Source organism: Variovorax sp. KBS0712 (assembly GCF_006323185.2).
In the GTDB taxonomy this organism is placed as follows: Bacteria; Pseudomonadota; Gammaproteobacteria; order Burkholderiales; family Burkholderiaceae_C; genus Variovorax; species Variovorax boronicumulans.
Genome location: NZ_VCCD02000003.1, coordinates 452,646 through 466,954 on the forward strand (window position 1 = coordinate 452,646; position 14,309 = coordinate 466,954).

A 14,309-nucleotide genomic window follows, 5' to 3' on the forward strand; every position below is an offset into this window, starting at 1 on the left:
GGCGGTCATGCGGCACCCCGCTTTGCGAGCGCGTCGAGCGCGTGGGTCTTGTCGGAGAACGGCAGGCGCTGGCCGGCGATCTCCTGCCACTCTTCGTGGCCCTTGCCGGCGATCAGCACCACGTCTTGCGGTGCCGCCTGGGCGATGGTTTCGGCGATGGCGCGCGCACGGTCGACCTGCACGCGGGCCGCCTCGACGCGCGTGAAGCCGCGCAGCGCCTGGCTGATGATCGCGTCGGGGTTCTCGTTGCGCGGGTTGTCGCTGGTGAGCACCACATGGTCGGCCTGCCGCTCGGCGACGGCGGCCATCAGCGGGCGCTTGATCGGGTCGCGGTTGCCGCCGCAGCCGAACACGCACCACAGCGCGCCGCCGCGTTGCTTGGCCAGCGGGCGCAGGCCCGCGAGGGCCTTGTCGAGCGCGTCGGGCGTGTGGGCGTAGTCGACCACGGCCAGCGGTGCGCCCTCGGTCGGCTGCACGCGGTCCATGCGGCCCGGCACGCTGCTGAGGTGGGCGCAGGCGGCCACGGCCTGGGCGAGCGTCAGGCCCAGCGCGCGCAGGGTGCCGAGCACGCCGAGCAGGTTGGCGACGTTGTACTGGCCGATGAGCCCGGTCGCGAGCCGTTCGGCCGGCGCCGTGCTGCCGTGCTCGGCCACGGTGAACTGCAGGCCCTGCGCGTCGTAGCCGATGTCGCGCGCCACCAGCCGCGCGGGCTTGCTGGCGGCGGAGACGGTCCAGACGTCGAGCGCGCCGATGCCGGCGTCCAGCAGGTTGGCGCACAGGCTGGCGCCGTGCATGTCGTCGATGTTGATCACCGCAGCGCGCAGGCCGGGCCAGCGGAACAGCTCGGCCTTGGCCTGCCAGTAGGCGTCCATGCTGCCGTGGTAGTCGAGGTGGTCCTGCGTGAAATTGGTGAACACGGCGACCGCGATGCGACAACCGTCGAGCCGGCGCTCGGCAATGCCGATCGACGAGGCCTCGATGGCGCAGGCGCCGAAGCCTTCGGTGACGAAGCCGCGCAGCGCGCGCTGCAGCATCACGGGGTCGGGCGTGGTCAGGCCGGTGTAGGTGAGCTCGGGCGGCACGCCGATGCCCAGGGTACCCACCACGGCGCAGGGCGACGGGGCGCCGCGCTCGGTGGTGCCGTCGGGGCGCATGGCGCGCACGCCGCCGGCCGCGCGCAGCGTGGACAGCGATTGGGCCAGCCACCACGCGGTGGAGGTCTTGCCGTTGGTGCCGGTCACGGCCAGCAGGTCGAGCTGGGCCGAGGGGTTGTCGTAGAAGGCGGCGGCGATCGGGCCGGTGGCGGCCTTCAGGCCGGGGTAGCTCACGATGCGCTCGTCGCCGTCGAAACCGAAGGCGTCCACGCCCTCGTGCTCGACCAGGCAGGCCACGGCGCCCTGCGCCAGTGCGGCCGCCACGTGCTGGCGGCCGTCGGTGGCGGCACCGGGCCAGGCGATGAAGGCATCGCCCGGGCCGACCGCGCGGCTGTCGGCGAGCAGCGCGCCCTGCACGCGCTCCTTGAGCCAGAACGCGGCGGTGGTGGGGGAAGTGAGTGTCAGCATGTCAGAAGCTCTCGGGGACGTCTTGCGTCTGCACGAGGGGTTTGACCGCCAGATCGGGCGGGACGTTCATCATGCGCAGGGTCTGCTGCACGACTTCGCTGAACACCGGCGCCGCGGCGAGGCCGCCGAAATACTGGCCGTCGGTCGGCTCGTCGATCATCACCGCGACGATGATGCGCGGCTTCTCGATGGGCGCCATGCCGGTGAACCAGGCGCGGTACTTGTTGCTGGCGTAGCCCTTGCCGACCTGCTTGTGGGCCGTGCCCGACTTGCCGCCGACCGAGTAGCCCACCGTCTGCGCGCGCGTGCCGGTGCCGCCCGGGCCGGCGGCCATCTGCAGCATCTTGCGCACCGCGAGCGCGTTGGACGGCGAAAACACCCGCACGCCGACCGGCGGCTCGGTGTTCTTCAGGATGGTGACCGGAATGATGGAGCCGTCGTGCGCGAACGAGGTGTACGAATGCGCCATCTGGAACAGCGAGGCCGACAGGCCGTAGCCGTAGGCCATGGTGGCCTGCTCGACCGGCTTCCAGGTCTTCCACGGACGCAGCCGGCCCGTCACGGCGCCGGGGAACTGGATCTGCGGCTTCTGGCCGTAGCCCAGCGCGGTGTAGGTGTCCCACATCTCGTGGGGCGTCATCTTCTGGGCGATCTTGAGCGCGCCCACGTTGCTCGATTTCTGGATCACGCCCTCCACCGTCAGCGCCCCGTAGTTGTGGGTGTCGCTGATGGTGAAGCCGCCCAGCTGGTAGCGCCCGGGCGCGGTGTCGATGATGGTGGAGGGCTTCACGCGGCCGGCCTCCAGCGCCATCGCCACGGTGATGGGCTTCATGGTCGAGCCGGGCTCGAAGGTGTCGGTGAGCGCGCGGTTGCGCAGCTGCTCGCCGGTAAGGTTCTGGCGCTTATCGGGCACGTAGCTCGGGTAGTTGGCCAGCGCCAGCACCTCGCCGGTGGTGCTGTCGAGCACCACCACACTGCCGGCCTTGGCGCGGCGTGCGGTGACGGCGTCGCGCAGCTTCTGGTAGGCGAAGAACTGCACCTTGCTGTCGACGCTGAGCTGGATGTCGCGGCCCTCGACCGGCGGCACCTGCTCGCCCACGCCCTCGACCACGCGGCCCAGCCGGTCCTTGATGACGCGGCGCGAACCGGCCTTGCCGGCCAGTTCCTTGTTGAACGCCAGCTCGATGCCTTCCTGGCCGTTGTCTTCCACGTTGGTGAAGCCCACCACGTGCGCGGCCGCCTCGCCCTCGGGGTACTGGCGCTTGTATTCCTTGCGCTGGTAGATGCCCTTGAGGTTGAGCGCGGCGATCTGCTTGGCGATGGGCTCGTCGACCTGGCGCTTGATCCAGACGAAGGTCTTGTCTTCGTCTTCGAGCTTCTTGTCGAAGTCCTTCTGCGGCATGCCGAGCAGCTTGGCCACCTGCTTGAGCTTGGCGCGCACCTCGGGGTCGTCGCGCTCCACGTCCTCGGGAATGGCCCAGATGCTGGGCGCCACCACGCTCGAGGCCAGGATGAGCCCGTTGCGGTCGAGGATGCGGCCGCGGTTGGCCGGCAGCTCCAGCGTGCGGGCGAAGCGCACCTCGCCCTGGCGCTGGAAGAAGCTGTTGTTGAAGACCTGCACGTACGCAGCCCGCCCCGCCAGCATGACGAAGCCGAAGGCGATGCCGGCGACGATGAACTTGCTGCGCCACACCGGCGTCTTGCTCGCGAGCAAGGGGCTGGTGGTGTAGCGCACGCTGCGGTTGCCGCGGCTCATCGGGCGGGCCTCGCGGTGGTGCCGGGCTTGGGCGGCGTGGTCGGCGGCAGCGGCGCGACGGCCGGGATCACCGAGCCGTCGGGGCGCACGTACTGCGTGATGGCCGGCGAGGCCGTGCGCATCTGCAGCTGTTCCTTGGCGAGCTTCTCCACGCGCAGCGGCGTGGCCTGGGCGCGCTTCTCGACCTGCAGGCGGTCATGCTCGGTTTCGAGCTTGCGCGTCTCCTGCAGCGCGCGGTCGAACTCCGTGTAGAGCTGGCGCGACTGGTACTGGGTGTGCACAAGGTACAAAGCCGTCGCAATGACGGCCAGCAGAAGAAGCAGGTTGATGCGCGCCATGGCTACCCGGCCTCCGTGCGTTCGGCCACCCGAAGGATGGCGCTGCGCGAGCGCGGGTTGCCGCGCACTTCTTCTTCGGACGGCTTGATGCGCTCCAGCGCGTGCAGCTTCATCACCTTGGGCGCGGCGAAGGGTGCGCGGCGGTCGTAGACCTCCTTCGAGTGCTTGGCGATGAACTGCTTGACGATGCGGTCTTCGAGCGAATGGAAGCTGATCACCGCGAGCCGGCCGCCGGGCGCGAGCACCGACAGGCTGGCTTCTAGCGCTTGTTGCAGCTCCTCAAGCTCGGCGTTGATGAAAATCCGAAAAGCCTGAAATGTGCGCGTTGCAGGGTTCTGGCCCTGCTCGCGGGTTTTGACCGTGCCAGCCACGAGCTCGGCCAGTTCGGTGGTGGTTGAAATTGCGCCCCGTTCTTGTCTGCGAGCAACAATCGCCTTTGCAATCTGAACAGCAAACCGTTCTTCGCCATAGTCACGGATCACCTCTGCAATTTGTTGAAGTTCGGCCGTTGCCAGCCATTCGGCCACGCTCTCGCCGCGCGTGGTGTCCATGCGCATGTCGAGCGGACCGTCGAAACGGAAACTGAAACCGCGCACCGGGTTGTCGATCTGCGGCGAACTCACGCCCAGGTCCATCAGCAAGCCGTTGACGCTGGCATCGGGCAATTCGCCCAGCGAGCGGAATCCCTGGTGGCGGATAGAAAAACGCGCATCCGAGATGCGCGCTGCTTCGGCCACCGCTTCTGCATCCTTGTCGAATGCGATGAGCCTGCCTTCCGGCGCCAGCCGCGCGAGGATGGCGCGCGCATGTCCTCCGCGGCCGAAGGTGGCGTCCACGTACGTGCCCGTGGCTGCCGCGCTGCCGGAAAGAAGGGCTTCCACCGCCTCGTTCAACAAGACGGTCGTGTGGGTCAGGGGGGTGTTCACGGGGCTCCTCAGAACGCGAAGTCCTGAAACACATCCGGCATCTCGCCCTGGGTGGCCTCGGCCTCCTTGGCCTCGTAGGTCGCCTTGTCCCAGAGTTCGAAGTGGTTGCCCATGCCCAGCAGCAGCGTCTCGCGGTTGATGCCGGTGGCGGCGCGCAGCTCGGGCGACACCAGCACGCGGCCGGTGCCGTCCATCTCGACGTCCATCGCGTTACCGAGGAAGACGCGCTTCCACCACTGCGCCGACATCGGCAGCGCAGCAATGCGTTCGCGGAATTTTTCCCATTCGGGACGGGGGAACACCATCAGGCATCCGTGCGGATGCTTGGTGATCGTGAGCTGGCCGCCTGCCGTGGCGCTCAGGACGTCGCGATGCCGGGTCGGCACGGAGAGCCGCCCCTTGGCATCCAGACTGAGCGATGAAGCGCCTTGAAACACGACCACGAAACCCCTGTGGTGGGAGGTGCCGCGACACCCGGAAGGGGCGTTGCCCGCACTTTTTCCCACTTAACTGCACTTTTTTCCACTGTAGCAGGAAACACTTGCGACGCAACTGGGGCTCGGGGGTATTTTTTGTAATGGAATCAACGACTTAGCGCCGATTTCCAAACCTGGAAATCGGCGAATTGTGTTGAAAATGAAGTACTTAGCTCACGCAGTGAAAGTGATGCGTGAAGGACGACCCCGTTACAGGGGCCGAGGGAGGCGGCTTCAGAGGATGAAGCGCGAAAGGTCTTCGTCGTGACTTAGTGCCGCGAGGCGCTCGTCGACATAAGCGGCATCAATGCGGACCGTCTGGCCCTCGATGCGGGTGGCATCGAAGCTTACCTCATCGAGCAGGCGCTCCATCACGGTCGACAAACGGCGTGCGCCGATGTTCTCGGTGCGCTCGTTCACCTCGAAGGCAATGGCCGCCAGCCGCGTGATGCCGTCGGGCGCGAAGTCGAGCGTCACGCCTTCGGTGGCCAGCAGCGCCTGGTACTGCTTCACGAGCGAGGCACGCGTCTGCGTGAGGATGCTCTCGAAGTCCGACACCGAGAGCGATTGCAGCTCGACGCGGATCGGAAAGCGCCCCTGCAGCTCGGGAATGAGGTCGCTCGGCTTGCTCAGGTGGAACGCGCCGCTCGCGATGAACAGCATGTGGTCGGTGCGCACCACGCCATACTTGGTCGACACGGCCGTGCCCTCCACCAGCGGCAGCAGGTCGCGCTGCACGCCCTGGCGCGAGACGTCGGAGCCCTGCGCTTCGCTGCGCGTGGCGACCTTGTCGATCTCGTCGATGAACACGATGCCGTTCTGCTCGGCGTTGGCGATGGCCTGCGTGCGGATCTCGTCCTCGTTGACCAGCTTGGCGGCCTCTTCGTCGATCAAGAGGCGCATCGCCTCGGCGATCTTGAGCTTGCGCGTCTTGCGCTTGCCGCCGCCGAGCTGGCCGAACATGCCGCGCAGTTGCTCGGTCATTTCCTCCATGCCGGCCGGGCCCATGATCTCCAGCGGCGCACGCGTTTCGGCGAGGTCGAGCTCGATTTCCTTGTCGTCGAGCTGGTGCTCGCGCAGCTTCTTGCGGAAGGCCTGGCGCGTCGGGTTGGGGCTGTCGAGTGCGGGCGCAGCGCCATCGGCGCCGCGCGCCGGAGGCAGCAACGCGTCGAGGATGCGCTCCTCGGCCGCGTCTTCGGCGCGCGCACGCACCTTCACGCTTTCAGATTCGCGCGTCTGCTTGACGGCGATCTCGGCGAGGTCGCGAATGATCGAGTCGACGTCCTTGCCCACGTAGCCCACCTCGGTGAACTTGGTGGCCTCGACCTTGATGAACGGCGCGTCGGCCAGGCGGGCCAGGCGGCGGGCGATTTCGGTCTTGCCGACACCCGTCGGGCCGATCATGAGGATGTTCTTGGGCGTGATCTCGTGGCGCAGCTTCTCGTCGACCTTCTGGCGGCGCCAGCGGTTGCGCAGCGCGATGGCCACGGCGCGCTTGGCGGCGGGCTGGCCGACGATGTGGTTGTCCAGCTCGGAGACGATTTCCTGGGGGGTCATGGACATGGTCAGAGCGCTTCCACCGTGTGGTTCATGTTCGTGTAAATGCAGATTTCTCCGGCGATCGCCAGCGATTTGCGCACGATCTGCTCGGCCGAGAGCTCGGTGTTGTCGATCAGCGCCTTGGCCGCCGACTGGGCGTAGGCGCCGCCCGAACCGATGGCGATCACGCCGTCTTCAGGCTCCAACACGTCGCCATTGCCGGTGATGATGAGCGAAGTCGTGGCGTCGGCCACGGCCAGCATGGCCTCGAGCTTGCGCAGCACGCGGTCGGTGCGCCAGTCCTTGGTGAGCTCGACCGCTGCGCGGGTCAGATGGCCCTGGTGCTTCTCGAGCTTGGCCTCGAAACGCTCGAAGAGCGTGAAGGCATCGGCCGTGGCGCCGGCGAAACCCGCCAGGACCTTGCCGTGATAGAGCCGCCGCACCTTGCGCGCCGTGCCCTTGATGACGATGTTGCCGAGAGTGACCTGCCCGTCCCCGCCGATGGCGACCTGATCGCCTTGGGGGGTCTTGCGGCGCACGCTCACGATGGTGGTGCCGTGAAACTGTTCCATCGCAGCCATCTGGGGATGGGCCCCGCCAATGCAACCCTTGCGGTCGGACAAACTGCTGGCGGAAAACACGGCCGCGCAGGGGCCGAGAAACCCCTGTGACGGGGTCAGTTCTTGCGGACGGCGACCGTGGCGTGGTCGGTGATGCCGATCAGTCCGAACAGCGCGGCAATCAGCCGGTGCGCATCGACGAACTGCACCCGCTCGCCGTTCGCATCGCGCTCGCGGACCCAGCTCAGCAGCGTGCCGGCCGCCGTCAGGTCCATGCGCAGCAGGGCCGCGCACGAGATGACCGGCGCCGTCGTGTGGCGCAGGTCGTGGTCCAGGCGCTGCCAGCACGACAGCGAATCGCCGCGCAGGTCGCCCGCCAGCGCGGCAAAGCCGCTGTCGGTGGACGGGAAGCTCTCGGAATCGCCCCCGACCGACAGCAGCGACCAGACCGAACTCGGCCGGCTCGCCGGCGGCGCGGCCAGCGAGGTGCACTCGCCCTTCGGGTCCTGCCAGGACGGCGGCGACACCTCGTAGGTGATGCAGTAGTTGAGCGCCACCAGCTCGAAGTCGTCGGGCAGGTGCATCATGCGCAGCGCCGCGAGGCGCAGCTGCCACCAGGCGTCGTCGGGATGGCGCTCGTTGTTGGGCGTGGCCGCGGCCAGCACGGCCATGAGCTGCGAGGCGCCGAAGAAGCGCAGCTGCACCGGCGAATCGGACCAGTGCGCGAACAGGATGCGCAGCGGCGCGGCGGCCGGCGGATCGATCTCGGTGAGCGCGCGCCAGTCGAGCGTCCAGACCATGCCGGCCTGCGAGAGCGCGCGCGTGAGCGCCATGAGCCCCTCGCGCGTCAGGTGCGCGGGGCTGGCCCAGTCGGCGGCGCCCGTCGTGTCGGAGGCCGCTTCGGCGTCTTCGCTGGCGGTGACGGCCTTCACGCTGCGCGCGAGTTCGTCGAGCGAAACCCAGTCGGGGCCCATGCGCTTCATGCGCTGCGCATAGCGCATGCGGGCGGCCGCGAACTTGGCGGCGTCGCCGGTGGCGCGGTACAGGTCGAACAGCGCGCGCCAGCGGGCGTCGTCGCGCTCCAGCGTGACGGCTGCGGTCGCGTCGTCGGCGGCGAACGCACTTTCGGCGGCCAGCGCCTGCAGCAGGATGGCTTCGGCGCCGGTGTCGTCGCCGTGCGCGAAGCGGATCACCGCTTCTTCGAGCGCGCCGTCATGCGCGAGGCGCGATGGCTGCGGCGCGGGCGCGGCTGCCGCAGCGGCAACCGCTGGCGCTGCGGCCACGGGCGCGGAAGCCGCCGGTGCGCCTGGATCGGCCGGCAGCTGGTCGCCGCCGCTGTCGACCGGCGGCAGCGTTTCAGCGCCCGCGTCGGGCGGCGGATTGACCAGCGTCTCGCCGTTCGGCCCGCGGCCCTTCCACCACTGCTGCGACATCTGCTCTTCGATCTCGTCGATCTTCTTGAGCGTGAGTGCGCGGCCTTCGGATTTTTCGGAGGTGCTGTTGAGGTTGAACGACGAGGGCGTGACCGTCGCCTCGAAGGCATGGGCCGCCGCCTCGCGCTGGCGCAGCTTGCGCAGCATGTCGAACTCGCGGCGGCGCACGAAGTCGTTGCGCTGGCGTCGCTCGATCATTTCCTTCAGCATCTCGCGGCTGTAGGTCTGCTCGGGCAGCGACGAGTCGGAGGACGGCGTGTCCAGCTCCGACCAGTCTTTCAGGGGATTTCGAACGAACTTGGCCACCTTCGAGAAAAGGCGGCCTGACTCTTCCTTTGGCATTCAGAGAAGGTTATCGAAAGCGCGGGTTCCGTTCTACCGTGCAGCCGTTCAATCCCCGAACATTTTCTGCTTCAGCTCGCGGCGCTGCTGCGCTTCGAGCGAAAGCGTGGCGGTCGGGCGGGCCAGCAGGCGGCCGACGCCGATGGGCTCGCCGGTCTCGTCGCAGTAGCCGTAGTCGCCGGCGTCGATGCGCTGGATCGACTGCTCGATCTTCTTGAGCAGCTTGCGTTCGCGGTCGCGCGTGCGCAGTTCGAGCGCGTGCTCTTCCTCGATGGTGGCGCGGTCGGCCGGGTCGGGCACGACCACGGTGTCTTCGCGCAGGTGCTCGGTGGTCTCACCGGCGTTCTCGAGGATGCCGCGCTTGAGTTCTTCGAGCTTCAGGCGGAAGAACGCCATCTGCTTGTCGTTCATGTACTCGTCGTCGGGCATCGCGATGACCTCGGCGTCGCTCAGCTCGGCGGGCGTCTTGGTCTTCCAGTTGTTGGCCAGCTTCGGGTCTTTCTTGACGGCCAGGGGCGGCGGCGGCACCAGCGCGGTGGAAGGCGCCTGCGAGAAGCTGGATTTGGCGGCGGTCGAGGCCACGGATTGCGGCATCGAGGGCACGGTCAGTTGCGACAGCCGGGACACGCGGCCACCACGCGCAGCGGGAGCGGGCGTAGCGGGGATCGAGGGTGTCGCCGGGGCGGAAGAAGAGGCGGCAGCCGTTTTTTTCATGGGGGTCGGGGGAGCAGAAAGGGCGGCCGCAGGACGGCCGACCGGTTGGGATGACGTAGGCGCCGCGCCCGCGGACTTGGTTGCGGGCTTGGCGGACTTCTTGGCAGCCGCGGTCCCGGTCTTGGCCGGGGTTGCCGCAGGCTTCTTGGCAGCGCTTTTCTCTTTCGCGGCAGAGGCAGCAGCAGCGGTGGCAGAAACCTTCTTCGTCGCGGGTACAGCCTTCACAGCCGTCGCCTTCTTTGCGGCGGGCTTGGTGGCTGGCGTGGCCTTGGCGGCGGGTTTCTTCACGGTGACTGGCTCCTTGTACGAACTGGAACGCGCTTTCACTGGGTGTCTCCTCCCAAGGGAACCGTTGCGGGTGTCAGGCCGCGTCGGCTCACGTTGTCGGGGGCGTCCTCAAGTGGTGAACCCCGGGGTTATACCCCCGAAAGCCCGCCAAAAACCCTTGGCGCCCCGTGCCGTAAGTCATATCTCGCCCCTGTGGACGAAGCATGGCTCCCGGAACAGGCGCGCGATTGTATAGAGAACTCGAAACGCAAGGCCATCGGGTGACGCACTGCCCTGCTCCGTTAGCATCGCCCGGCGCCGCCACAGGGGGTGGCGCAGGCACGCCGCGGGTCGGGGAGACACCGCGGCGGCCCTTCAAACAACCGATCGGAAAATAATCTTGAGCAAAAAAGCAGTATTGGGAGTCCTGGCCGCGGCCATCGCCGTCGCCTACGGCGGCAGCACCTGGTGGGCCGGCACGCAAATCAAATCGAGCTACGACGTCGCCCTGGGGGAACTGCCCAAGCAGACCGCGCTGGTACGCGTGATCGAGCGCAGCTACGAACGCAACTTCCTCGGCGCCGTGAGCACCGTGACGCTCGAACTGGGCTGCCCGGCCGAGGCCGAAGCCGCCACCACCCCTGCCGCGTCGGCACCCGCCGCCGCGCCGGCCGCCGCCACGACCGACGTCGCCGAAGCCGCGACCGAAGGCGACGAGGAAGAACCCGCCGAAGACGACAGCGACGCCGCGGCCACCCCGCCCAAGCCCGTGCGCATCACCATCCGCGACACCATCCGCCACGGCCCGATCGCCGGCGCCGCGCTGGCCGCGGCCGTCATCGACAGCGAGCTGGTGCTCGACGCCAAGGCGCAGGCCGAGGCCGAGAAGCTGTTCGGCAAGGCCAAGCCGCTGACCGCGCGCACTCAGGTCGGCTTCGGCGGCGGCTTCACCAGCGATTTCACCGTCGCGCCCGCCAAGCTGGCCGAAGAAGGCAAGGGCGAGTTCGCCTGGCAAGGCGCACAGGCCCGCCTGGACATGAACGCGGCCCGCACCCACGTGCGCTACGACATGACGATGCCGGGCCTGGACGTCAGCACCGCCTCCAAGGGCGTGCAGCTGAAGATGGGCAAGTTCACCGCCAAGGCCGACATGGACGGCAGCGCCGGCTGGATGCTCGCCACCGGCAAGTCCGAAGGCCGCCTCGACAGCTTCGAGCTGAACGCGCCCAAGGGCCTGGGCCTGGGCGCGGGCACCGAGGCCGCCCCCGCCAAGGCGATCAAGGTGCTGCTGCAAAGCATCGACCTGACCGGCGAAGCCACCATCAAGGACGGCCTGTACGCCTCCGAAGGCGCCTTCAAGGGCAAGGGCAAGGTCAACGAGACCGCCATCGACAAGTTCGAGATCGCCAGCAGCGCACGCCGCATCCAGGCGGCCGGCTACAAGAAGCTGGCCGACGCCTGGCTGCAGTCGACCGCCGGTGCCGGCTGCGGCCAGCGCAGCAAGGCCCAGAAGGACGCGATGCAGGCGCTCATCGAGCAGCTCGCGCCCGACCTCAAGGCCATGGCCAAGCACAGCCCCGAAGCCGGACTGGACCGCCTGCTGGTCGAGATCGGCGGCCACAGCGCCGAGCTCAGCTACTCGGTGGCCCTCGCCGGCGTGACCGACGAAGACCTGCAGCTGCCCGGCAACGCGCTGGTGCTCAAGCGCGGCGTGCTCAAGGCCAACGCGCGCCTGCCCGTGAAGTGGATCGAGAAGCTGGCCGAAACCGGCGCCGAGAGCGGCCGCACGCCGCCGCCTGAAATGCTCGCGGGCCTGATCGAACAGGGCGAAGCCAACGGCTACGTGAAGCGCACGGGCGACGACCTGGTCAGCCAGGTCGAGTTCAGCGAAGGCCAGCTCAAGCTCCTGGGCAAGCCGATGGGGAATTTCGGCAAGTAGGCACGGCCCGCCCCATGAAAAACGGCGCTGACCGCAAGGCCAGCGCCGTTTTTATTTCGTCAACTCAGGCGAACGTGCTCAGACCAGGCACTGCTCCAGACCCTGCTCCAGGATCTCGCGCGGCAGCTCGATGCCGATGAACACCATGCGGCTCTGGCGCGCCTCGTCCTTGCCCCACTCCGGGCCCAGGTCGCTGCCCATGAGCTGGTGCACGCCCTGGAAGATCACCTTGCGCTCGGTGCCCTTCATGTTCAGCACGCCCTTGTAGCGCAGCATGCGCGGGCCGTAGATGTTGACGATGGCGCCCAGGAAGTCTTCCAGCTTGGCCGGGTCGAAGGCGCGGTCGGCCTTGTAGACGAAGCTCTTCACGTCGTCATCGGTGTGGTGATGGTGACCGTGCCCTTCGTGCTTGTGCGAGGGGTGGTCGCACGCCTCGCCATGCGCGTGGTCATGGTCGTGATGGTCGTGGTCGTCGTCCTTCAGGAAGTCGGGGTCGATGTCCAGCTTGGCGTTCAGGTTGAAGCCGCGCAGGTCGAAGATGTCCTTCAGCGGCACGTCGCCGAAGTGCGCCTTCTGCTGCGGCGCGCGCGGGTTCATGTGCTTCAGACGGTGAATGAGCGCGTCGGTCTCCTCGGCCGACACCAGCTCGCTCTTGCTGATGAAGATCTGGTCGGCAAAGCCCACCTGGCGGCGCGCTTCCTGGCGGTCGTTCAGCTGCTGGGGCGCGTGCTTGGCATCGACCAGCGTCAGGATCGAGTCGAGCAGGTAGCTCTCGGCGATCTCGTCGTCCATGAAGAAGGTCTGCGCCACCGGGCCGGGGTCGGCCAGGCCGGTGGTCTCGATCACCACGCGGTCGAAGTCGAGCAGGCCCTGGCGCTTCTTGGCGGCCAGCAGCTGCAGCGCCTCGCGCAGGTCTTCGCGGATGGTGCAGCAGACGCAGCCGTTGCTCATCTGCACGATCTGCTCCTTCGACTCGGTCACGAGGATGTCGCTGTCGATGTTCTCCTCGCCGAACTCGTTCTCGATGACCGCGATCTTCTGGCCATGGGCCTCGGTCAGGATGCGCTTGAGCAGCGTGGTTTTGCCCGAGCCGAGAAAGCCGGTCAGGATGGTCGCGGGAATGAGGGCCATGGAAAAGTGCTCCGGAAACGGAAAACAGAAAAAGGCGGGGGATTGGCGGGCAGTTTAGCCAATGCCACTGAGTTGCGTTGCCGACGGGGTCAAGCCCCCGTTCACAGCGGCTTTCTCACCACCACCAGCCCCTTCAGGTACTCCCCTTCCGGGAACTCGATGGTCATCGGGTGGTCGGGCGCGGCGCCCAGGCGTTCGGCGATGTAACCGTCCACGCCCGCGTCCAGCCCGGCCGAGGCCACGATCTTGTGGAACAGGTCGGCGCTGATGCCGCCCGAGCAGGAAAAGGTCAGCAGCACGCCGCCCGGCTCCAGCAGCTTGAGCGCGAGGCGGTTGATGTCTTTATAGGCGCGCGCGGCGCGCTCGGCGTGCGCCACCGTGGGCGCGAACTTCGGCGGGTCGAGCACGATGGCGTCGAAGGTGCGGCCCTGGTCGATGAACTCGCGCAGCACCGTGTTCACGTTGGCGTCGAGAAACTCCGTGGCGATGCCCTGCCCTTCGAAGCCGTTGAGCGCCAGGTGCGCGCGCGCCCGCTCGAGCGCGGGCTGCGACGAATCGACCGACACCAGCGAGGCGCCCTCGAGCGCCCCGGCCGCCTTCAGGCCCGCGAGCGCGGCCACCGTGAAGCCGCCCGTGTAGCAGAAGCAGTTGAGCACGCGCCGGAAGCGCCGGTGCTGCGCCAGCTCGGCAAAGCGCTGGCGGCTGTCGCGCTGGTCGAGGTAGAAGCCGGTCTTGTGGCCGGTCGCGATGTCCAGCGACAGCTGCCAGCCGTGCTCGCGGATGGTGATCTGGGTCGGGCCCTCGCCACGCAGCCAGCCCGTGACCGGCTTCAGGCCCTCGCGCTCGCGGCCGCTGGCGTCGGAGCGTTCATAGAGCTTGGTCAGGCCCGTGGCCTTGAGCAGCGCATCGGCCAGCACGTCTTTCCAGCGCTCCACGCCGGCCGACAAGAACTGCGCCACCAGCGTGTCGCCATAGCGGTCGACGATCAGCCCCGGCAGGCCGTCGGCCTCGCCGTGCACCAACCGCACGCCGTCGCTCTGCAGGTCGAACAGGCCGCGCGCATGCACCGCGCGCGCACAGACCGTGGAAAAAAAAGCAGCGTCGATGCGCTGCTTCTCGTCAAAGCTCCAGGCCCGTGCCCGGATCTTGGAGGTGGGGCCGAAGGCCGCCCACGCGAGAAAGTGGCCGTCGTGCGACTCCACGCGCACCGTTTCCCCCGAGTCCGCGCCGCCGCGCGCAATGGCGGATTCGAAGACCCAGGGATGGCGGCGTTGGAGCGAGCGCTCCTTGCCCGGCTTGAGGCGGAGGGTTTTCATGGGAGATGAA

At 68.0% G+C, this 14,309-nt stretch carries 12 protein-coding genes; 1 reads left to right on the plus strand and 11 read right to left on the minus strand.

Translation table 11 applies throughout. From position 1 onward, the window contains the following. Window positions 1-5 precede the first annotated feature (5 nt). The 9 genes from FFI97_RS26855 to dksA all read right to left on the minus strand — a co-directional run bounded on the left by FFI97_RS26855 (window position 6) and on the right by dksA (window position 9,871). Window positions 6-1,562: a UDP-N-acetylmuramoyl-L-alanyl-D-glutamate--2,6-diaminopimelate ligase gene (locus FFI97_RS26855; RefSeq protein ID WP_139702998.1), complete on the minus strand. Its 1,557-nt coding sequence runs from the start codon at window positions 1,560-1,562 to the stop codon at window positions 6-8. Between the two features lies 1 nt (window position 1,563). Beyond that, on the minus strand, window positions 1,564-3,318 hold the full coding sequence (locus tag FFI97_RS26860; protein ID WP_062474234.1) for a peptidoglycan D,D-transpeptidase FtsI family protein: 1,755 nt from the start codon (window positions 3,316-3,318) through the stop codon (window positions 1,564-1,566). Further along, window positions 3,315-3,656 (minus strand): cell division protein FtsL, encoded by a 342-nt coding sequence (gene ftsL / locus FFI97_RS26865; RefSeq protein ID WP_062474236.1) that lies wholly within the window; start codon window positions 3,654-3,656, stop codon window positions 3,315-3,317. The genes FFI97_RS26860 and ftsL overlap by 4 nt, the downstream gene beginning before the upstream one ends. Before the next feature lie 2 nt (window positions 3,657-3,658). Then, window positions 3,659-4,582: a 16S rRNA (cytosine(1402)-N(4))-methyltransferase RsmH gene (gene rsmH, locus FFI97_RS26870; RefSeq protein WP_062474238.1), complete on the minus strand. Its 924-nt coding sequence runs from the start codon at window positions 4,580-4,582 to the stop codon at window positions 3,659-3,661. A gap of 8 nt (window positions 4,583-4,590) precedes the next feature. After that, complete coding sequence (mraZ, locus tag FFI97_RS26875; protein ID WP_056576192.1) at window positions 4,591-5,019, minus strand: division/cell wall cluster transcriptional repressor MraZ; 429 nt, start codon at window positions 5,017-5,019, stop codon at window positions 4,591-4,593. Between the two features lie 273 nt (window positions 5,020-5,292). Continuing rightward, window positions 5,293-6,621, minus strand: a complete 1,329-nt coding sequence (gene hslU, locus FFI97_RS26880; protein WP_139702997.1) for an ATP-dependent protease ATPase subunit HslU — start codon at window positions 6,619-6,621, stop codon at window positions 5,293-5,295. Window positions 6,622-6,623: 2 nt separating this feature from the next. Next, window positions 6,624-7,169 (minus strand): ATP-dependent protease subunit HslV, encoded by a 546-nt coding sequence (gene hslV, locus FFI97_RS26885; RefSeq protein ID WP_056508874.1) that lies wholly within the window; start codon window positions 7,167-7,169, stop codon window positions 6,624-6,626. 104 nt (window positions 7,170-7,273) lie between these two features. Beyond that, on the minus strand, window positions 7,274-8,932 hold the full coding sequence (locus FFI97_RS26890) for an STAS domain-containing protein (RefSeq protein WP_139702996.1): 1,659 nt from the start codon (window positions 8,930-8,932) through the stop codon (window positions 7,274-7,276). A 48-nt stretch (window positions 8,933-8,980) separates the two neighbouring features. Further along, the gene (dksA, locus tag FFI97_RS26895) at window positions 8,981-9,871 is read right to left on the minus strand and encodes an RNA polymerase-binding protein DksA (RefSeq protein WP_409574652.1); all 891 of its coding nucleotides are present in this window, start codon (window positions 9,869-9,871) and stop codon (window positions 8,981-8,983) included. Window positions 9,872-10,313: 442 nt separating this feature from the next. Between dksA and FFI97_RS26900 the strand changes: the two genes are divergently transcribed. Then, entirely contained in the window at window positions 10,314-11,852 is a 1,539-nt protein-coding gene (locus FFI97_RS26900; protein ID WP_260685198.1) for a YdgA family protein, read from the plus strand. 78 nt (window positions 11,853-11,930) lie between these two features. On the opposite strand, the gene FFI97_RS26905 is transcribed toward FFI97_RS26900, so the two are convergent. Further along, a complete protein-coding gene (locus FFI97_RS26905; protein WP_139702995.1) occupies window positions 11,931-12,983 on the minus strand; it encodes a CobW family GTP-binding protein in 1,053 nt (350 codons plus the stop codon). Window positions 12,984-13,084: 101 nt separating this feature from the next. Further along, window positions 13,085-14,299, minus strand: coding sequence for a class I SAM-dependent rRNA methyltransferase (locus FFI97_RS26910; protein WP_139702994.1), 1,215 nt, complete (start codon window positions 14,297-14,299; stop codon window positions 13,085-13,087). Between the last annotated feature and the right edge of the window lie 10 nt (window positions 14,300-14,309).